The following is a 19,542-nucleotide window of genomic DNA, read 5'->3' on the forward strand; positions in this document are numbered from 1 at the left end:
TGGTCCCGGCGCTACGGGCGGAAGTGGCGCTGGAGACCCTGCCATACGCCGTCGTAGCCGCGCTGCAGGTGGTCGGCGTTCCGGGCCTGCTCGGTGAGGGTCAGCGGCCAGCGGGTCTCGAACATGAAGGCCAGCCCGTCGTCGACCTTCTGCGGGACCAGCTCCGCGGCGCTGGCCCGCTCGAAGGTCTCCCGGTCCGGGCCGTGCGCCGACATCATGTTGTGCAGCGAGCCGCCGCCCGGGACGAAACCCCCTCGGCCGCCGGTCTTGGCGTCGTAGGCGCCCTCGATGAGGCCCATGTACTCGCTCATCACGTTGCGGTGGAAGTACGGCGGCCGGAAGGTGTCCTCGCCGACCAGCCAGCGCGGGGCGAACACCACGAAGTCCACGCCCGCCAGGCCCGGGGTGTCCGAGGGCGAGGTCAGCACCGTGAAGATCGACGGGTCCGGGTGGTCGTAGCTGATCGAGCCGATGACGTTGAACCGGCGCAGGTCGTAGACGTAGGGGACGTGGTTGCCGTGCCAGGCGACCACGTCCAGCGGCGAGTGGTCGTAGGTCGCGGTCCAGAGGTGGCCGCAGAACTTGTTGACCACCTCGACCGGTCCCTCGACGTCCTCGTAGGCGGCGGCCGGGGCGAGGAAGTCCCGGGCGTTGGCCAGGCCGTTGGCGCCGATCGGGCCGAGGTCGGGGAGCTCGAAGGGGCGGCCGTAGTTCTCGCAGACATAGCCCCGCGCGGTGGCGTCCAGCAGCTCGACCCGGAAGCGGACCCCGCGCGGGATCAGCGCCACGTGGCCCGGCTCGGCCCGCAGCAGCCCGAACTCGGTGCGCAGCAGCAGCCCACCGCGCTCCGGCACGATCAGCAGCTCGCCGTCGGAGTCGCCGAACACCCGCCGTTCCATGGAGGTGTTGACGTGGTAGAGGTGCACCGCCATGCCGGTGCGCTGGGTGGCGTCGCCGTTGCCGCCCAGCGTCCACAGGCCGTCGACGAAGTCCGTCGGGTCGGCCGGCTCCGGCAGTGGGTCCCAGCGCAGGCGGTTGGGGTCGGGCAGGGTTTCGGTGAACGGCGCGGAGCGGATCTCGCCGCGGTTGGCGCGGGCGAACGGCGGGTGCGCGGCCGACGGCCGGATGCGGTAGAGCCAGGACCGGCGGTTGTGGCGGCGCGGCTCGGTGAACGCCGAGCCGCTGAGCTGCTCGGCGTAGAGCCCGAGGGGCGCTCGCTGGGGGGAGTTGCGGCCCACCGGCAGCGCGCCGGGGACCGCCTCCGAACTGTGCTCGTTGCCGAAGCCGGAGGAGTGGGCGAGGCCCTCGGCCGCCTTCCTCGCCTGCTCGTTGGCCGTACCTGTCATCACACGCTCCCGCCGCTCACGGAACCAGACGTCCACGGAATCCAAGGCACCACGGGATCCGGGACCGGCCCGGAATCCTATGCAAGACCTTAGGATTGAGTGGAGGGCGCGTCAACGAGGGGTGCCGCACTGGCGGGGCCGGTTCGCGCCACGTCGGGAACGTGCCGGATCCCGGCCGGGGTGGCCGGATCGCCCCGCCCGGCGATCCCCGGCCCGTACGCCGGGCAAGATGACCCCGTGCAGCCTTCGACGCCCCGACCCGTCCCGCGGTCCACCCCCGTCCCGCAGCCCGCCGCCACCCCCGCACCGTCCCCGCTCCGCCGGGCGCCCGTCCAGCGGCGCAGCGCCCAGCGCCTGGCCCGGATCCTCGACGCCTGCGCCGAACTGCTCGACGAGACCGGCTACGAGGACCTGAGCACCCGCGCGGTGGCCGGCCGCGCCGGGGTCCCGATCGGCTCCGTCTACCGCTTCTTCCCCAACAAACGCGCCATGGCCGAGGCGCTCGCCCGGCGCAACCTCGACGCCTACGCGGACCGGATCAGCGCCCGGCTGGCCGCCCCCGGGCAGCCGCCGGGCTGGCGCGCCGCGATGGACGTGGTGATCGACGAGTACCTGGCCATGAAGCGGACGGTGTCCGGCTTCGCCCTGGTGGAGTTCACCGTGCCCGCCCCGCGCGAGTCCCGGCAGGCCAACTACGAGGTCGCCGACCGGCTGCTGCGGCTGCTCGCCGGGCGGCTCGGCCTGGACCCCGCCGACGACCGGCTGCGCACCGTCTTCCTGGTCGGCGTGGAGAGCGCCGACGCGCTGCTCCAGCTCGCCTTCCGCACCGACCCCGAGGGCGACCCGGTCATCGTCGCGGAGACCAAGGCGTTGCTCCGGGCCTATCTGGCCCGCGACCTGGACGGGACGGCCGGGGCGGCCGGGCCCGGCGGGGCGGCCGGGTCCGCCGCCGGCGACGAAACTACCGGCGCTAGTTTGGCCGGTGGCACCCTGGGAAGCGGCCCGGGGCACCCCTAGGGTGCGACCACCACCAGTCGGCCAGGGAGGACCACGGCGTGCAGCACCACGACACGATGTACATCGGCGGACGCTGGCGGCCCGCCGCGGGCAGCGGCACGATCGAGGTCGTCAACCCGGCCGACGAGCAGGTCATCGGCACCGTCCCGGCCGGCTCCGCCGAGGACGTGGACGCCGCGGTGCGGGCCGCCCGCGCCGCCCTGCCCGGCTGGGCCGCCACCCCGCCCGCCGAGCGCGCCGACCGGATCGCCGCCCTGCGCGACCGGCTCGTCGACCGGACCGAGGAGATCGCGCAGACCGTCACCGCCGAACTCGGCGCGCCGCTCGCCTTCAGCCGGACCGTGCACGCCGGGGTGCCGGTCGCGGTCTGCGGCTCGTACGCCGAGATCGCCCGCACGCACGCCTTCGAGGAGACCCTCGGCAACTCCACCGTGCTGCACGAACCGGTCGGCGTGGTGGGCGCGATCACCCCGTGGAACTACCCGCTGCACCAGATCGTCGCGAAGGTGGCCCCGGCACTGGCGGCCGGCTGCACCGTCGTCCTCAAGCCCGCCGAGGACACCCCGCTGGTGGCCCGGCTGTTCGCGGAGTGCGTCGAGGCGGCCGGGATACCGGCCGGCGTGGTCAACGTCGTCACCGGCCTCGGCCCGGTCGCGGGCCGGGCGCTGGCCGAGCACGACGACGTCGACCTGGTCTCCTTCACCGGCTCGACCGCGGTGGGCCGGACCGTCGGCGCGCTCGCCGGCGGCGCGGTCAAGCAGGTGGCCCTGGAACTGGGCGGCAAGTCCGCCAACGTCATCCTGCCGAGCGCGGACCTCGGCCGGGCGGTCGCGGTCGGCGTCGCCAACGTGATGGCCAACTCCGGCCAGACGTGCAGCGCCTGGAGCCGGATGCTGGTGCACCGCGAGCAGTACGACGAGGCCGTCGCGCTGGCCGCCGCCGCGGCCGCCAAGTACGTCCCCGGCGAGCGGCTCGGCCCGCTGGTCAGCGCCCGCCAGCGGGACCGCGTGGTCGGCTACCTCGAACGCGGCGTCGCCGAGGGCGCCCGGCCCGTCGCGGGCGGCCCGCGCCCGCCCGAGGGCCCCGGCTTCTACGTCCACCCCACCGTCTTCGCCGACGTCACCCCGGAGATGACCGTCGCCCAGGAGGAGATCTTCGGCCCGGTCCTGACGGTGCTGCGCTACGAGGACGAGGACGACGCCGTGCGGATCGCCAACGGCACCGTCTACGGCCTGGCCGGCGCGGTCTGGGCCGGCGACGACGCCGAGGCGGTCGCCTTCGCCCGCCGGCTTCAGACCGGCCAGGTCGACATCAACGGCGGCCGCTTCAACCCGCTCGCCCCCTTCGGCGGGTACAAGCGGTCCGGGGTCGGCCGGGAGCTGGGGCCGTACGGCCTGACCGAGTACCTCCAGACCAAGTCGCTGCAGTTCTGAGCCGGTCCCGCACATCCCGGCCGCCCGCCGTCCGCCCACGCCCCGAGGAGATCCCGTGGTCCGCGCCGCCGTCCTGCCCGCCGTCAACGCCCCGCTCCAGGTCACCGAGATCGAGCTGCCGGAGCCCGGTCCCGGACAGGTCCGGATCCGGCTCGCCGCCGCCGGCGTCTGCCACTCCGACCTCTCGCTGTCCAACGGCACCCTGCGCCAGCCGGCCCCGGCCGTGCTCGGCCACGAGGGGGCGGGCACGGTCACCGCCGTGGGGCCGGACGTGACGGGGGTGGCGGCCGGCGACCGGGTGGTCCTCAACTGGGCGCCGTCCTGCGGCGACTGCCACTTCTGCGGACTGGCCGAACCCTGGCTGTGCGCCGAGGCCGGGCGGGCCGCCGGTGCCCCGTACGCCACCCTCGGCGCCGACGGCAGCGCGCTCTACCCCGGACTGGGCACCGCCGCGTTCGCCGAGGAGACCGTGGTGCCCGCGCACGCCGCGCTGCCGCTGCCGGACGGCATCCCGCTGACCGACGCGGCCCTGCTCGGCTGCGCGGTGCTCACCGGCTGGGGCGCCGTCCACCACAGCGCCCGGGTCCGGGCGGGGGAGTCGGTGCTGGTCGTCGGCGTCGGCGGGGTGGGCCTGGCGACCCTCCAGGCGGCGCGGATCGCCGGGGCTGGCCCGATCGTGGCGGTGGACGTCTCACCGGCGAAGGAGGAGCTGGCCCGCGCGGCCGGCGCCACCGACTTCCTGGTCGCCGACGGGCCGGCGTTCTTCGAGAAGGACGGCGCCAAGCGGGTCCGGGCGCTCACCGGCGGCGTCGGCGCCGATGTCGCGGTGGAGTGCGTGGGCCGCGCGGAGACCATCCGCGCGGCCTGGTCCGCCACCCGCCGCGGCGGCCGGACGACGGTGGTGGGCATCGGCGGCAAGGACCAGCAGGTCGTCTTCTCCGCCCTGGAGCTCTTCTACTTCGGCCGCACGCTCGCCGGCTGCGTCTACGGCAACAGCGACCCGGCCCGCGACCTCCCGGTGATCGCCGAACACGTCCGCTCCGGCGCGCTCGACCTCTCCGCGCTGGTCACCGAACGGATCGGACTGGACGGGATCCCGGCCGCGTTCGAGGCGATGCTCGCCGGGAAGGGCGGGCGGGCCCTGGTGGTCTTCTGACCCGCCGGGCCCGTCCGCGGCCGGCGGCCGGTCAGCCCGCGGCCCGGCGCAGCCGCGGGAAGGCCGGTACGGCCGCCAGGAACACCAGCGTCACCAGCACGAACGGCCAGGTGAAGGCGTGCCCGCCGGACGGCGCGAAGAGCGCGCCGAGCGCCGGGCCGAGCACGGTGGAGGCGACCGCGCCGACCATCGCGTACCCCACGCTCCAGGCGTCGGTGACCAGGAAGACCCCGCCCAGCGCCATCGCGACCAGCACCGCGTCGTAGCCCATCAGGCCCTGGCGCACCTGGTTGGCGGGGGCGCCCAGCGCCCAGGACGTCAGGAGGGCGACGGCACTGCCGGCACAGGCCAGGGCGCCCAGCCGGCGGTCGGCGAGGAAGATGCCGGCGAGGAAGACCAGGCCGACGTACCACTGCGGCATCAGGAAGATCTCGCCGAAGTCGGCGAAGAAGGCGTGCCACAGGTCGGTGAAGCCGAGCGCGGTGGGGCCGGACGCGGTGCCGGGCAGCGCGGCGAGCGCGCCGGACCGGTGCCAGACGTGCCGGAAACCGGGCGCGGCGACGGTGAGCGCGGTGGCCGTCAGACAGAACGGCAGGGTGAGGGTGGGCAGTTCCCACGTGCCCAGCACCCGGGCGGCGGCCGCCGTGACGACCGTGACCACCGCACTGGCGGCCACCGCCACCAGCAGCGTGGACAGCCGGCCGGCGTCGAGGAAGACCGCACAGGCCACCCCGACCAGGCAGGAGTTGAACCCCTCGAGGCCGGCCGCGACCCGGCCGCGGTCCACGCCCAGCAGCCGCGCGGTGCCGGTGCCGACGGCCGCGCCCGTCAGGCCGTAGAGGCCGTACCGCCAGCCGGCGGCGAACAGCGCGAGGGAGAAGACCAGTCCGGTCAGCGCGTCGGGCAGGAAGTCGACCTGCGCCTGGCCGCGCAGCACCTCCGTGACAAACCGCCCCCGCCGGCTCGCCGCCACCTCGTGACGCTTGGCCGCCGGTTCTTCGGCCGTGCCCGGCTGGCGCATTTCCGCCTCCCGCAGGACGCACACCGCCCCTGCCCGCCAGGGACTGGTGCACTCTACATCTGTATCCTGAAATCGCTCTCGGGAGGGGTGAGTTCGGGGTGATGCAGCGTCAGTCCGTCCACCAGCGCCAGCAGTCCGTCCTCGAACGCGCCCTCGTCCACCCGGCGCTGGTGCTCGGGCAGCAGATGGGCCCGGCCGAGGTGCGGGTAGGCGTCCGGGTCGTAGGCGCCGGGGTCGTCCACGAAGCCGCGGGCGAACGAGCCGAGCGCCGAGCCCGCGACGAAGTACCGCACCATCGCACAGACCTTGGTGGCCAGTGCGGGCGGCCAGCCCGCCGCCACCATGCCGCCGAAGGCCGCGTCGGCCATCTTCAGCCCGGCGGGCCGGCGGCCGGGGCCCTGGGCGAGGAACGGGACGATGTGCGGGTGGGCGGCGAGCGCCGCGCGGTAGGAGCGGGCCCAGGCGAGCAGGCCGGTCCGCCAGTCGACGCCGCCGGCCAGGGCCGAGACGTCGACCTGTGCGATGACGGAGTCGGCCACCGCGTCCAGGATCTCGTCCTTGGTCGTGAAGTGGTTGTAGAGGGAGGGGCCGCTGACGCCCAGTTCCGCCGCCAGCCGGCGGGTGGAGAGCGCGCCCAGCCCCTCCGCGTCGACCAGCGCCAGCGCGGTGGTGATGATGCGCTCGCGGCTCAGCAGGGGCTTGCGGGGTCGGGCCATGCCGCACATGGTAGGGGCTGCTCCCAAAAAACTAGCATCGCTAATCAACTGTCGCCGCATCTCCCGTTCCCGCCGACAAGGGACCCGAGATGAACCAGGAGCTCACGCCCGAGCAGACCGCCGTACGCCGGCTCGGCCGCGCCCTGGCCGGCGTCTCCGCCTCCTGACCGGCCCGCGGCCGCCCGCGCCGGCCCGTCCGGCGCCCGCTCCCGGACAGCCCCTAAGCGCTTGCTCACCAGCACGGTATGGTGTTCGATCCGGCAGCGGAAGGCCCCTGGCGGAGCGAGAGCGGGGAGCGGCGATGGGTGCGGCCGAGCGGGCGGCGGAGGAGAGCGGCGAGTGGTCCGACGTGACCCCGGACGCCGCGCGGCGGCTGGTCAGCGCGGCCGTCCAGGCGTTCGCCGAGCGCGGCTACCACGCCACCACCACCCGTGACATCGCCGGCCGCGCCGGGATGAGCCCGGCCGCGCTCTACATCCACTACAAGACCAAGGAGGAGCTGCTCTACCGCATCAGCGGCATCGGCCACGAGAAGGCCCTGCGTATCATGGGCGCCGCCGCCGAGGCCCGGGGCAGCGCCACCGACCGGCTCCGCGACGCGGTGCGCACCTTCGCCCGCTGGCACGCCGAGCACCACACCACCGCCCGGGTCATCCAGTACGAACTGCAGGCCCTCGGCGCGGACCACTACGCCGAGATCGCCGCGCTGCGCCGCCGCACCGACCGGCTGCTCCGGCAGATCATCCAGGACGGCGCGGACAGCGGGGAGTTCGCCGTGGACGACGTCCCCGGCACCACCCTGGCCGTGCTGTCGCTGTGCGTGGACGTCGCCCGCTGGTTCTCCGCCGAGGGCCCGCGCACACCCGACGAGGTCGGCACCCTCTACGCCGACCTCGTCCTACGGATGGTGGGCGGCGCCTCCTAGATGAGTGAGTCCGGCCCGGCGGCCGCCGCCCCGGTTACAGGTGGAACCGGCTGACCGACTCCGCCACGCACACCGGCTTCTCCTCGCCCTCCCGCTCGACCGTTACCACCGTGGTGAGCTGCACCCCGCCGGTCACCTCGGCCACCTCCGCGATCCGCGCCCGGGCCCGCACCCGCGAGCCGACCGGGACGGTGGCCGGGAAACGCACCTTGTTGGTGCCGTAGTTGATGCCCATCTTCACGTTGTCCACCCGCAGCAGCTGCGGGACCAGGACCGGCAGCAGCGACAGGGTCAGATACCCGTGGGCGATGGTCGTGCCGAAGGGGCCGGCCGCGGCTTTCTCCTGGTCGACGTGGATCCACTGGTGGTCGCCGGTGGCCTCCGCGAACAGGTCGATCCGCTTCTGGTCGATCTCCAGCCAGTCACTGGGGCCCAGCTCCTCGCCGACTGCCGCCCGCAGTTCCTCGACCGACCCGAACACCCGGGGCTCTGCCATCCTCGTCCGCCTCCTCAGCCGTGTTACTAAGCGCTTGCTCAGGATGCGAGGGTGGGCGCCCGCTGTCAACGCCCCGGCCGCCGGCCGCCCCGGCGGATCCCCGGGCAGGCCGTAGGGTTGACGGCGTGCCCCAGCTTCCGTTCAAGGTCCATGAGCTCTCCGTCGGCCAGCTCTCCGCACGCAGCGGCGCGGCCGTCTCCGCGCTGCACTTCTACGAGTCCAAGGGGCTGATCAGCAGCACCCGGACGGCCGGCAACCAGCGCCGCTACACCCGCGAGACCCTGCGCCGGGTCGCGTTCATCCGGGCCGCGCAGCGGGTCGGAATCCCGCTCGCGGTGATCCGCGACGCCCTGGCGGAGCTGCCGGACGAGCGCACCCCCAACCGCGAGGACTGGGCCCGGCTCTCCGAGGTCTGGCGCACCGAACTCGACGAGCGGATCGGCCAGCTCGTCGAACTCCGCGACCGCCTCACCGACTGCATCGGCTGCGGCTGCCTCTCCCTCCAGACCTGCGCGCTGTCCAACCCCTACGACAACCTCGGCGAACAGGGCCCCGGCGCCCGCCGCCTACGGGTGGACCGCCGCGCCCAGGCCCCAGCACCGGCCCCGAAGGCCACCACCGCGACCCGCGCCCCGGACGCACCGACCTGCGCGCCCGGCGAAGCGAAGCGCCAGGAGCCCTGACGGACAGCAGCCCAGCCACATCAGCCCCCACCCACCGTCTTCATGACCACCCACGGGAGGTGACGGGCCGGAGGGGCAGGGGTGTGCCGGACGTAAAGCGAAGCAGTCCGGCACACCCCTGCCCCTCCGGCCCGTCACCGCACCCGACAGCCCCGCGCAGCGGACTCCATGCGCCGAAGGCGCATAAGGACAACCACGGCGGGACAGCCGACAACGTGGGAAGCCGGCCGAACGCAGTGAATATTCACCAGACGGGCGGCTTGCGATGCGCCCACGGCCGCGCCGCCTCCAGCTGCGCCGAGAGCGCGATCAGGGTGGCCTCGTCGCCGTAGCGGCCGGCCAGCATCACGCCGATCGGCAGGCCCTCGGCGTTCCAGTGCAGCGGGACGCTGACCGCGGGCTGGCCGGTGATGTTGTAGAAGGCGGTGAACGGCGTGAAGCGGCCGACCGCGGCGAACTCGGCCTGGGGATCGGCGTCGTTGCGCAGTGTGCCGACTGGGTGCGGTGGCGCGGCCAGGGTGGGGGAGAGGATCACGTCGTAGCCGGTGCCGGGCGGCATGACGTCGTCGGCGAGGGTCTGGGCGAGGGCCCGGAAGGCGTAGAGGGAGCCGGCGAGGTCGGTGCCGGGGACCTCGCGGCCGCGGGCCCGCAGATAGCGGGTGAGCGGCATCAGCAGTTCCTCGCCCTCCGGTGGGACGGGGCGGAGGGCGGCCAGCACCGACCAGGCCCTAGTGAAGGCGTGCAGGATCGCGTCGTCGACGGGGAAGGTCAACTCCTCGGCCCGGTGGCCGAGTTCGCCGAGGAGTGCGGTGGTCTCGGCGACCGCGGCGAGGCAGTCGGGGTGCACCTCGATGCCCGGGAGCGGCGCCTGGCTGAGCACCGCGATCCGCAGCCGGCCGGGGTCCCGGCGGACCTGCCCGGCGAAGGTCTCGCCCGGCGGCAGGGACGGCGCGGCATACGGGTCGCCGGGCAGGGTGCCGGCCATCGCGTCCAGCAGCGCGGCCGCGTCGGCGACCGTACGGGCCAGCGGGCCGGAGGTGCTCAGACCCGTCACGTCGTGCAGCAGGGGGCCGTCGCTGACCCGGCCGCGGCTGGGCTTGATGCCGAAGAGCCCGCAGACCGACGCCGGGATGCGGATCGAACCGCCGCCGTCGCTGCCCTGCGCGACCGGTGCCAGTCCGCCGGCCACCGCCGCGGCCGCCCCGCCGCTGGAGCCGCCCGCCGAGCGCTCCAGGTCCCAGGGGGTGCGGGCGGGCGGGGCGAGGGCGTTCTCGGTGTAGCAGGGCAGCCCGAACTCGGGGGTGTTGGTCTTGCCCAGCAGGATCGTGCCGGCCCGGCGCAGCGCGGCGGTGATGTGATCGTCGATCTCCGGGACGTAGCCGGCCAGCGCGGCCGAACCCATCGTGCAGCGCACCCCGGCGACCTGGCTGAGGTCCTTCACGGGCACCGGGACGCCGTGCAGCGGTGGCAGCGCGCGGCCCTGGCGGCGGGCGGCGACGGCCTCGCTCTCGGCCTCCGCGGCCTGCTTGCGGGCGATCTCCGGAGTGCGGGTGAGGAAGGCGCCCAGGGTGTCGTCCAGCCGCTCGATCCGGGCGAGGTAGTGCTCGGTGAGCTCGACCGGGGAGAGTTCCCCGTTCCGGATCTCCTCGGCCTGTTCGAGCGCGGTGAGGTCGTGTAGTTCGGCCATGGACGTCCACCCTCTCGTCGGGTCCCGCGCGGCCCGGATGCCGTGCGGGCGGGACGGGCCGGCGCCGGGGCGCACGTCCGCCGGTGATCAGCCTGGCAGCATTTGTTTCAGTTTGCGGGACGGCTCGTAAAGGGGCGTGCTCCTCCGGGCGGTGGGGCGGCCCGGCGCGGGGCGTGCCGGGCCGCCCCCTTACGTCGGCCGGAAGCGGGGTGAGTCCGTCGCCGTGGGCGGTGGAGCCGGCCACCGGGTGGCCGGGGAACAATGGCCGGGAAGCGCCGGTGATCGGCGTGATCGGTCGGTGCCGCCGGGAGCCGGGGCCCGCACCGGAGCCCCACCGGCCCCGCACCGGAGCCCGCCCGCCGCCGGGCCGAGGCCCCCGGCGGCCCCGGCCCGGCCTCAGGCGGCGGGCGGCCCGCCCGTCAACTCGGCGGCGCACGCGACCAGATGGGCGTTCCCGACCGCCGGGGAGCCGTCGGCCAGCGTCAGGGTGTCCTCGATGCCTATGCGGCTGGCCAGGCCCAGCTCGCTGGCCAGCCGCAGCACCGGCCAGGCGCCGCCGTCGTAGCCGTGCAGCAGCACCGGGCGGCCGTGCGGTATCTGCGCCAGTTCGGCGAGCAGCGCCCGGGCGGTGGCGGGTGCGGTGTGCGGGTCGGTGTCGCCTATGACCTCGGCCAGCACCCGCAGCACTCGCGGCGCCAGCGGGGAGGCGGCGAAGCGGGCGGCGGCCGCCGTCCCGGCCCAGATGCCGGCCTCGACGCCGACGCCGCGGGCCAGCAGCGCGGCGGCGACGGTGTCGGCGCCGTCCTCGTGCCAGTTGACCGAGGCGTGGTCGGGGAGCACCGTCCAGGACGCGATCTGCGCGGCCCGGCGGGCGGGGTCGGGCTCGGCCCAGGCGCCGGTCGTCACGCCCACCGGCACGTCGACCGCCTCCCGTATGGCCGCCAGGGCCGGGCCGACCACCTGGGGCGAGAGGGAGTCCTGGCCGCACGGGGTCTTGGGGTGGACGTGGACGTCCTGGGCGCCGGCCGCGACCGCCTGCCGCGCCGCTTCCGCGAGCGCGGCCGGCGACAGCGGCACCACACCCGAATCGGCCGCGGTCCGGGCGCCGTTGAGACATACCTGAAGCATCTGAAGCATGGGTCCGATGATGACAGGCGGGTCCGACAGTCCGCCGTGCGCGGGGTGCAGGGTGCCGAAGGCGCCGCGTGGAAGGGGCTCAGGCCGCCGCGAAGGTCTCCGCGCCGGGCACCCCGGCCGCCGTGTGCAGCGCCTCCGGGGTCAGTACGGCCGCCGGGGCGAGCACTCCGCACTCCCGGCAGGCCGGACCGGTCGCCGGGCAGCCGCCCGGGCCGGGGACCCAGGCGAAGCGGGTGCCGCCGCAGACCGGGCAGTCGCGGCGCGGGCGTCCCGCCTCCATCGCCGCGATCATGCGGCGCAGCACCTCGGAGAGGCGGGCCGCCGGGTGCCGCTGCGCGGAGACGCAGGGCACGATGTCGTAGCCGCCCCAGGTGCGGCGGTGCCACTCGTCGAGGGTGCCGGGCTGGCGGATGCCGTGGTGCTTCTCGCGGCGGCGCCGGGCGGCGAACTCCTCCTCGTAGGTGAGCCAGAGGGCGCGTGCCTCCTCCAGCTCGGCCAGCGCGGCCACCAGTCGCGCCGGGTCGGGTTCGCGGTCGTGGGTGGCGAATCCGGCCCGGGTGCACAGATGGTGCCAGGTCGCCCGGTGCCCGTAGGGAGCGAAGCGCTCCAGGCACTTGCGCAGCGCGGTGCGCCGCCGGGCGGTGACGAGTCGTGGGTCGCGGACCTGTTCTGCGAGGGCTCTGAAACCGGCCATGGTGCTTCCACCTCCGAGGCGGATCCCGAACGGACAGGGAATGGACGTGGGCGCCTGCCACCTGGATCCATCGAATTCTTTTGCGGTTTTGGGCGGCGATGTGCCGGGGTGTCCTGACGCCCCGTGCCCCCAACCGCCTTCCCGCTGTGGGAAATTCAAAAAGGTGACTGTTGTTCATCTTCCCGTAACGGGTAACCGACGGTAACGTCCGGCGCACCCTCCCCCGCGCTCCGGAAGAGCAGGGGCCCCTCCGAGGAGCAGGAATGCAACGACGTACCGGAAGGCTCAGGGCCGCCGCGGCGGCTGCCCTGTTCGCCCTGGGTGCCACGTTCTTGGCACCGCCTCCCACCGCGGCCGCGACCGCGGCGCACGACTCCGACGACTACTGCCAGGGCCAGTGCGCGGACATCCTGCCGCCCGGCGCGACGGGCAACGCGACCCTGGTGCAGATCCTCGGCAACAAGCTGTTCGGCACCCACCCGGCACACTCCACCGACCAGATCGCGCCCTACAACGCCCTGTCCGGCGGCTACCGTTCGCTCACCGACGCCACCCTCACCGACTTCTTCAACGACGCCTCCTTCGGGGTCCCGAAGGACCAGGTCGGCTCGGTCACCCGGCCCCGCTCCGACGTCACCATCACCCGCGACAAGAAGACCGGCGTCCCGCACATCAAGGGCACCACCCGCTACGGGACCGAGTACGGCGCCGGCTACGCCGCGGGCCAGGACCGGCTGTGGCTGATGGACCTCTTCCGGCACATCGGGCGCGGCGAGCTGACCTCGTTCGCCGGCGGCGCCCCCGCCAACCAGGGCCTGGAGCAGCAGTTCTGGCCCTCCGCCCCGTACACCGAGGCCGACCTCCAGGAGCAGGTCGACGCCATCCGCGACAACAACGGCGCCCGCGGCAAACAGGCCATGGCGGACGCCCAGGCATACGTGGACGGCATCAACGCCTACCGCGAACAGTCCAAGAACGGCCGCTACTTCCCCGGCGAGTACGTCCTCACCGGCCATGTCGACGCGATCACCAACGCCGGCGAGATCCAGCCGTTCAAGCTCACCGACCTGATAGCCCTGGCCTCCGTCGTCGGCGGCCTCTTCGGCAACGGCGGCGGCGGAGAGGTCCCGTCCGCCCTCGCCCTGCTCTCCGCCCAGCAGAAGTACGGCCTGGAGAAGGGCACCGAGGTCTGGGAGTCCTTCCGGGAGCGGAACGACCCCGAGGCGGTCAAGACCCTGCACGACGGCCAGAGTTTCCCCTACGCCGTCAAGCCCGCCAAGGCCGAGGGCACCGCACTGCCCGACCGTGGCTCGGTCACCCCCGAACCGCTGGTCTTCGACCGCACCGGCGCCGCCGCCTCCAAGAGCGCCACCCCGCCCCGCGACCCGGTCAAGGCCCCCGGGAAGTACCGCAAGCTGGAGGGCCTCTTCAAGGACGGCGTGCTGCCCAAGGGGAGCTTCGACCCCACCCAGCACCGCGGGATGTCCAACGCCCTGCTGGTCTCCGGCAAGCACACCGCGAGCGGCCACCCGGTCGCCGTCTTCGGCCCGCAGACCGGCTACTTCGCGCCCCAGCTGCTGATGCTCCAGGAGATCCGGGGACCCGGCATCAGCGCCCGCGGCGCCTCGTTCGCCGGCGTCGGGATGTACGTCCAGCTCGGCCGCGGCCAGGACTACGCCTGGAGCGCCACCTCCGCCGGGCAGGACATCACCGACACCTACGCCGTCGACCTGTGCAACCCGGACGGCTCGGCGCCCACCGAGAACTCCACCTCCTACCGCTACCACGGCCGGTGCCTGCCGATGGAGAAGCTGGAGCGCACCAACTCCTGGAAGCCCACCATCGCCGACCCCACCGCCGCCGGCTCCTACCGGATGCAGGTCTTCCGCACCAAGTACGGCATCGTCACCCACCGCGCCACCCTCGGCGGCACACCCGTCGCCTACACGGCGCTGCGCTCCACCTACCGCCACGAGGCCGACTCCATCATCGGCTTCCAGATGCTCAACGACCCGTCGTACGTCCACGACGCCCGGAGCTTCCAGCGGGCCGCCCAGCACATCGGCTACGCCTTCAATTGGTTCTACGCCGACTCCCGCGACATCGCGTACTACAACAGCGGCCTCAACCCCGTCCGCAACCCCGACGTCGACGCCGCGCTGCCCGTCCGGGCCGAACCGGCCTACGAATGGCGGGACTTCGACCCCGCCACCAACACCGCCGCCTACACCCCGCCCGCCCAGCATCCGCAGTCGGTCGACCAGGACTACTACGTCTCCTGGAACAACAAGCAGGCCAAGGACTACGACTCGGCCGGCTTCGGCAACGGCCCGGTGCACCGCGCCAACCTCCTCGACGACCGGGTGCGCGCCCTCACCAAGGAGGGCGGGGTCACCCGGGCCTCCCTGACCCGGGCGATGGCCGACGCCGCCCTCACCGACCTGCGCGGCGAGGACGTCCTGCCGGAGCTGCTGCGCGTCCTGGACGGCAAGCCGGTCACCGACCCCGCGCTGCGCACCGCGGTGCAGCGGCTGGACGCCTGGCGCAAGGACGGCGCCCAGCGCCGCGAGACCACCCCCGGCTCGCACACCTACGCCCACTCCGACGCCATCCGCCTGATGGACGCCTGGTGGCCGCTGATGGTCAAGGACGTCTTCCGGCCCGGCCTCGGCACCGACCTCTACGACGCGCTGAACGCCAACCTCGCCATCGACGAGTCCCCGTCGGCCGGCCACGGTCCCACCGGGGCGCACGCCGGATCGGCCTTCCAGTACGGCTGGTGGAGCTATGTCGACAAGGACCTGCGCGCGGTGCTCGGCGACCGCGTCCAGGGCCCGCTCGCCGCACGCTACTGCGGCAACGGCGACCTCTCCGCCTGCCGGGACACCCTGCTGGCCACCCTCCGGCAGGCCGACGCCCGCACCGCCGAGCAGGTCTACCCGGGCGACGACACCTGCAAGGCCGGCGACCAGTGGTGCGCGGACGCCATCGTCCACCGCGCCGTGGGCGGCCTGACCCACGACAAGATGAGCTGGCAGAACCGCCCCACCTACCAGCAGGTGGTGGAGTTCCCCGCCCACAGGTAGACGGCCGGCGGCGGGAACGACACGCATGACGTGAACGGCACGAACGCAACCGGGCCCTGGGGTGTCGTCGGCTCCCCGGGGCCCGGCTGCGTTCCCCCGCCGCCACCGTGAACAGCCGCGCCGCCGGAAATACCGGTACGGCTATGCTGCTCCTTCCTGAATTTGGGGGAAGGGAAAGCGAGTAGGGGCGCATGACCGTGACAGGTCCGCAGCAGAATTCAGGTCCGCAGCAGAACTCGGGGTCGCGGCAGTTTCCGCCGGAGCTGCTCGACACCACGATGGACCAGCTGCGGACGCTGATCACGGTGCACGAGGCGGGCACCGCGCTGGCCGCGGCCCGCCGGCTGGGCCGTGAGCAGTCCAGCGTGCAGAAGCAGCTCGACACCATGAACCGCACCTTCGCGGCGCTCTGCGGCGAGGAGTTGGTGCTCAAGCAGGGCCGGGGCCGCGACGCGCTGTTCACCGCCACCGGCGAGGCCCTGGTCGAACTGGCCCGGCGTACCCTCGGCGAGTGGTCCGCCGGCGTCCACGACGCCCGCCGCCGGCTCGGCCGCACGCTCTCCGTCGGCACCACCCGCTACACCCTCGGCTTCCTCCTGGACGCCGTGGAGTACGTCAGCGCCGACTTCGACCGCGAGGGCGTCGACCTGAAGATCACCCACGTCCGCACCGCCGACCTCTTCACCAAGCTCCGCTCCCAGGAACTGGACCTGGTCTGCGGCAGCGTCGTGGTCACCGAGGGCGAGGAAGCCGCCCAACTCGCCCCGTACGAGGTGATGGAGTGGCGGCGCAGCGGGCTGTCCCTGCTGACGAACCTGCCGCCGGAGCGGCTGCCCACCGGCCCGTTCCCCGCCGGTGAACTGCCGCGGCTGCCGCTGGTGGTCTCCACCGGCGGGCTCATCGACCGCTTCCTGACCGCCTGGTACGGCACCGACTACCGCCAGAAGCTGACCGTCGCCGCCGAGATAGAGGCCGCGCACTACGGCTTCGAACTGCTCCGCTCGGGCGTGGTCAGCGGCGCCATGCTGGTCACCCGGGGCCTGGGGGAGGCCGCGTCGGACGGCCATCTCCCGGAGGCCGAGGGGCTGCGGACCCTGGAGGTCGTCGGGGACGTCGGCCCCCGGACGGAGGTTCTCGTCGGCGTCTTCACCCGCCGCGGCGAGCGGGGCTCCTACGGGCCGGAGCACCCGCTCAACCGCCTCTGGGAGGCGCTCTCCTGGGAGAGCGAACGCTGGTGGCTCCGGCCCTGACCGCCTACTCCGGGCCCGCCGCTCAGCCCGTGAGTTCCCGCTCCCGGGTCTCCGGCAGCGCCAGTACGCACCCCAGCGACACCAGCGCCATCGCGCTCACGTACCAGCCCACCGACGCCGAGCCGAACGCCGCCTGCAGCCGGGTGGCGACCAGCGGCGCGACCGCCCCGCCCAGTACCCCGCCCAGGTTGTAGGCGAGCGAGGCGCCCGAGTAGCGGACGGTGGTCCCGAACAGCTCCGGCAGATAGGCGCCCATCGGGCCGTAGACCACGCCCATGCAGAACAGCGCCCCGCCGACGCCCAGCGCGATCAGCACCGGCTGCCGGGTGTCCAGCAGCGGGAAGAGCGCCGGCCCCCACACCACCGCGAGCCCCGCGCCGCCCAGCACCAGCTTCCGGCGCCCGACGCCGTCGGAACGGGTCGCGGCCAGCCAGGTGCCCGCCGCCAGGAACAGGCAGGCGACCAGCGAGAGTCCGAGCATGGTGGTACGGGAGACACCCAGGCTGCCGGTGGCGTACGCGAGGCAGTAGGTGGTGGCGGTGTAGAAGAGCCCGTACGCGACGATCATCCCGCCGGCGCCCAGCAGCAACTCCCGTGGATGGCGCCGGAGGACGTCCACGGCCGGCACCCGGCCGGCCTCCTGCGCGTCCCGCACCTTCGCGAAGACCGGCGTCTCGCTGATCTTCAGCCGGACGAACAGCCCCACCCCGACCAGCAGGAACGACAGCAGGAACGGCACCCGCCAGCCCCACGCGCGGAACGCCGCATCGCTCATCGCTTCGGACAGCAGCCAGAACACCCCGGTCGCCGCGAAGAACCCCACGGACGGCCCCAGTTGCGGGAACGCGGCGTACAGCCCGCGCCGGCTTCGCGGCGCGTGCTCGACCGCCAGCAGCGCCGCCCCGCCCCACTCGCCGCCCAGCCCGATCCCCTGGAGGAACCGCAGCAGGATCAGCATCAGCGGCGCCCAGATCCCCCACGTCCCGTACCCGGGCAGCAGTCCGACGCACGCCGTCGACAGCCCCATCAGCAACAGCGAGGCGACCAGCACCGACTTGCGCCCGACCCGGTCGCCGAAGTGGCCGAACACCAGCGACCCGAGCGGCCGCGCGGCGAACGCCACCGCGTAGGTGGAGAACGACGCCAGCGTGGCGTTGACCGGATCGAGCGTCGGAAAGAACGCCTTGTTCAGCACCAGCGCCGCGGCCGTGCCGTAGATGTAGAAGTCGTAGAACTCGATGGCCGTCCCGATGAACGAGGCCACGGCCACCCGCCGCAGACTCTCCCCGCCGGCCGCCTTCTCGACCGGCTTGTCCGCCGGTCTCGCTGATGTCGCGTCACTGTGCACGAGCCGCACTCTCACGGTCGATGCAGAGGGCAGTCAATAGGCGGAATGGCCCGTCTTGGATGGTGAGATGTCGGGCGGGGCCCGCCGCCGGCCCGGGCTCACCGGTATCGCAGATACCGCTTCCGCACCGCCCGGAAGCTGCGCAGCCCGTCCTGCCAGGACTCGGCGATCTCGTCGACGCCGGCGCCCGCGTCGATCATGGTGCGGACGGTGTCGGTGCCGGTCAGGTGGTCGAAGTGGTCGGGCATCCAGGCGAAGTCCTTCCAGAGGCGCTTGGCGGTGAGCACGAGGGCGAGGCCGGTGCGGACCGGGTCGAAGGCGGTGCGGTCGTGGACGTGGAGTTGAAGGCCGCCGATCGTCTTTCCCTGGAACTTGGAGAAGGTGGGCGCGAAGTACGCCTCGCGGAAGTACACGCCGGGCAGGCCCAGTTCGGTGGCCGCGTCGGCCCAGCGGTGGTCCAGGCCCGCGGCGCCGAGGAGTTCGAAGGGGCGGGTGGTGCCGCGGCCCTCGGAGAGGTTGGTGCCCTCGAAGAGGCAGGTGCCGGCGTAGGCCAGGGCGGTGTCGGCGGTGGGCATGTTGGGGCTGGGCGGCACCCAGGGGAGGCCGGTGGCGTCGAAGAAGTCGGTGCGGCGCCAGCCGGTCATGGCGACGGTCTCCAGCGCCACCGGCCGTCCGGCGGCCCGCGGCACGAAGACGTCGTTGAAGAGCAGCGCCAGTTCCACCACCGTCATGCCGTGTGCCTGGGCGATCGGCTCCCGGCCGACGAAGGAGGCGAACCGCCGGTCCAGGACGGGACCGGTCGCGGCGCGGCCGGTCACCGGGTTGGGGCGGTCGAGCACCACGAACCGCTTGCCCGCCAGGACCGCCGCCACCATGCAGTCGTAGAGCGTCCAGATGTAGGTGTAGAAGCGGGCGCCGACGTCCTGGATGTCGAAGACGACGGTGTCCACCCCGGAGGCGGTGAAGATGTCGGCCAGTTCGCGGCCGCTCTTGTCGTAGGTGTCGTAGACCGGCAGGCCGGTGGCCGGGTCGGTGGAGCGGCCCTCGGAGCCGCCGGCCTGGGCGGTGCCCCGGAAGCCGTGCTCCGGGCCGAAGACCGCGGTGAGCCGGACCCGGGGGTCGGCGTGCATCACGTCCACGATGTGCCGGACCGCCCGTCGCGTGGTGGTGACGCCGGTGGGGTTGGTGACGACGCCCACCCGCCGGCCGTCCAGGAGGCGGTAGCCGTCGGCGGCCAGGCGGTCGAAGCCGGTGCGCACCCGGCGCCTGCTGCCGGTGCCCGGCGCGGCCTGGGCGGGGGCCGGACCCGCGGTGACCGCCGCCGCCCCGGTCGCCGCCAGCTGCCCCAGCAGAACACGTCTCGACAGAGCCATGCGCACACCTCCGTGAGCGGTGGTCGACCCGATGTGTGTCGTGTGCACGCTAACGCGGCCGGGGCCGGGACGGAACGCGCCCGGCCGTGACGGAAAACAGAGCCTTCCGCCGAGACATACCGACTGGTTAGTCTGCCCCTGCCGGTGCGCCGGCACGACCGGTGCGCGGACGCA

Annotated in this window: 15 protein-coding genes and 1 pseudogene; 7 read left to right on the forward strand and 9 right to left on the reverse strand. The window is 73.8% G+C overall.

Annotation, left to right across the window (positions count from 1 at the left end):
• Positions 1 to 11: 11 nt before the first annotated feature.
• Positions 12 to 1,346 (reverse strand): homogentisate 1,2-dioxygenase, encoded by a 1,335-nt coding sequence (gene hmgA / locus B073_RS0105660; protein ID WP_018537122.1) that lies wholly within the window; start codon positions 1,344 to 1,346, stop codon positions 12 to 14.
• A 354-nt stretch (positions 1,347 to 1,700) separates the two neighbouring features.
• Between hmgA and B073_RS0105665 the strand changes: the two are divergent.
• The 3 genes and pseudogenes from B073_RS0105665 to B073_RS0105675 form a co-directional block, all read left to right on the forward strand.
• Positions 1,701 to 2,249: pseudogene (locus tag B073_RS0105665) on the forward strand (TetR/AcrR family transcriptional regulator); the annotation flags it as partial.
• A gap of 152 nt (positions 2,250 to 2,401) precedes the next feature.
• Positions 2,402 to 3,796, forward strand: coding sequence for an aldehyde dehydrogenase family protein (locus tag B073_RS0105670; RefSeq protein WP_018537124.1), 1,395 nt, complete (start codon positions 2,402 to 2,404; stop codon positions 3,794 to 3,796).
• 55 nt (positions 3,797 to 3,851) lie between these two features.
• Complete coding sequence (locus B073_RS0105675; protein ID WP_018537125.1) at positions 3,852 to 4,952, forward strand: Zn-dependent alcohol dehydrogenase; 1,101 nt, start codon at positions 3,852 to 3,854, stop codon at positions 4,950 to 4,952.
• 31 nt (positions 4,953 to 4,983) lie between these two features.
• On the opposite strand, the gene B073_RS0105680 is transcribed toward B073_RS0105675, so the two are convergent.
• Together B073_RS0105680 and B073_RS0105685 are read right to left on the reverse strand one after the other, a co-directional pair.
• On the reverse strand, positions 4,984 to 5,973 hold the full coding sequence (locus tag B073_RS0105680; protein ID WP_018537126.1) for an urea transporter: 990 nt from the start codon (positions 5,971 to 5,973) through the stop codon (positions 4,984 to 4,986).
• 53 nt (positions 5,974 to 6,026) lie between these two features.
• Positions 6,027 to 6,689, reverse strand: coding sequence for a TetR/AcrR family transcriptional regulator (locus B073_RS0105685; protein ID WP_018537127.1), 663 nt, complete (start codon positions 6,687 to 6,689; stop codon positions 6,027 to 6,029).
• 301 nt (positions 6,690 to 6,990) lie between these two features.
• On the opposite strand from B073_RS0105685, the gene B073_RS0105690 reads away from it, so the two are divergent.
• On the forward strand, positions 6,991 to 7,614 hold the full coding sequence (locus B073_RS0105690) for a TetR/AcrR family transcriptional regulator (RefSeq protein ID WP_018537128.1): 624 nt from the start codon (positions 6,991 to 6,993) through the stop codon (positions 7,612 to 7,614).
• Between the two features lie 34 nt (positions 7,615 to 7,648).
• On the opposite strand, the gene B073_RS0105695 is transcribed toward B073_RS0105690, so the two are convergent.
• Entirely contained in the window at positions 7,649 to 8,110 is a 462-nt protein-coding gene (locus B073_RS0105695) for a MaoC family dehydratase (RefSeq protein ID WP_018537129.1), read from the reverse strand.
• Positions 8,111 to 8,235: 125 nt separating this feature from the next.
• On the opposite strand from B073_RS0105695, the gene soxR reads away from it, so the two are divergent.
• Complete coding sequence (soxR, locus tag B073_RS39195) at positions 8,236 to 8,793, forward strand: redox-sensitive transcriptional activator SoxR (protein ID WP_018537130.1); 558 nt, start codon at positions 8,236 to 8,238, stop codon at positions 8,791 to 8,793.
• Positions 8,794 to 9,037: 244 nt separating this feature from the next.
• Here soxR and B073_RS0105705 read toward each other — a convergent pair whose 3' ends face one another.
• The 3 genes from B073_RS0105705 to B073_RS0105715 all read right to left on the reverse strand — a co-directional run bounded on the left by B073_RS0105705 (position 9,038) and on the right by B073_RS0105715 (position 12,311).
• Entirely contained in the window at positions 9,038 to 10,480 is a 1,443-nt protein-coding gene (locus B073_RS0105705) for an amidase (protein ID WP_018537131.1), read from the reverse strand.
• 396 nt (positions 10,481 to 10,876) lie between these two features.
• Positions 10,877 to 11,608 carry a 3-keto-5-aminohexanoate cleavage protein gene (locus B073_RS0105710; protein WP_026247097.1) on the reverse strand — a complete coding sequence of 244 codons (732 nt, stop codon included), beginning with the start codon at positions 11,606 to 11,608 and terminating at the stop codon, positions 10,877 to 10,879.
• Between the two features lie 88 nt (positions 11,609 to 11,696).
• The gene (locus tag B073_RS0105715) at positions 11,697 to 12,311 is read right to left on the reverse strand and encodes a hypothetical protein (protein ID WP_018537133.1); all 615 of its coding nucleotides are present in this window, start codon (positions 12,309 to 12,311) and stop codon (positions 11,697 to 11,699) included.
• A gap of 263 nt (positions 12,312 to 12,574) precedes the next feature.
• Between B073_RS0105715 and B073_RS0105720 the strand changes: the two genes are divergently transcribed.
• The gene (locus B073_RS0105720) at positions 12,575 to 15,397 is read left to right on the forward strand and encodes a penicillin acylase family protein (RefSeq protein ID WP_018537134.1); all 2,823 of its coding nucleotides are present in this window, start codon (positions 12,575 to 12,577) and stop codon (positions 15,395 to 15,397) included.
• A gap of 191 nt (positions 15,398 to 15,588) precedes the next feature.
• Positions 15,589 to 16,647, forward strand: a complete 1,059-nt coding sequence (locus tag B073_RS0105725; protein ID WP_018537135.1) for a LysR family transcriptional regulator — start codon at positions 15,589 to 15,591, stop codon at positions 16,645 to 16,647.
• A 22-nt stretch (positions 16,648 to 16,669) separates the two neighbouring features.
• On the opposite strand, the gene B073_RS0105730 is transcribed toward B073_RS0105725, so the two are convergent.
• A complete protein-coding gene (locus tag B073_RS0105730) occupies positions 16,670 to 17,995 on the reverse strand; it encodes an MFS transporter (protein ID WP_078507910.1) in 1,326 nt (441 codons plus the stop codon).
• A gap of 98 nt (positions 17,996 to 18,093) precedes the next feature.
• The gene (locus B073_RS0105735) at positions 18,094 to 19,368 is read right to left on the reverse strand and encodes an exo-beta-N-acetylmuramidase NamZ domain-containing protein (protein ID WP_018537137.1); all 1,275 of its coding nucleotides are present in this window, start codon (positions 19,366 to 19,368) and stop codon (positions 18,094 to 18,096) included.
• Positions 19,369 to 19,542: the final 174 nt, after the last annotated feature.

This window comes from Streptomyces sp. MspMP-M5, from assembly GCF_000373585.1.
Lineage (GTDB): Bacteria > Actinomycetota > Actinomycetes > Streptomycetales > Streptomycetaceae > Streptomyces.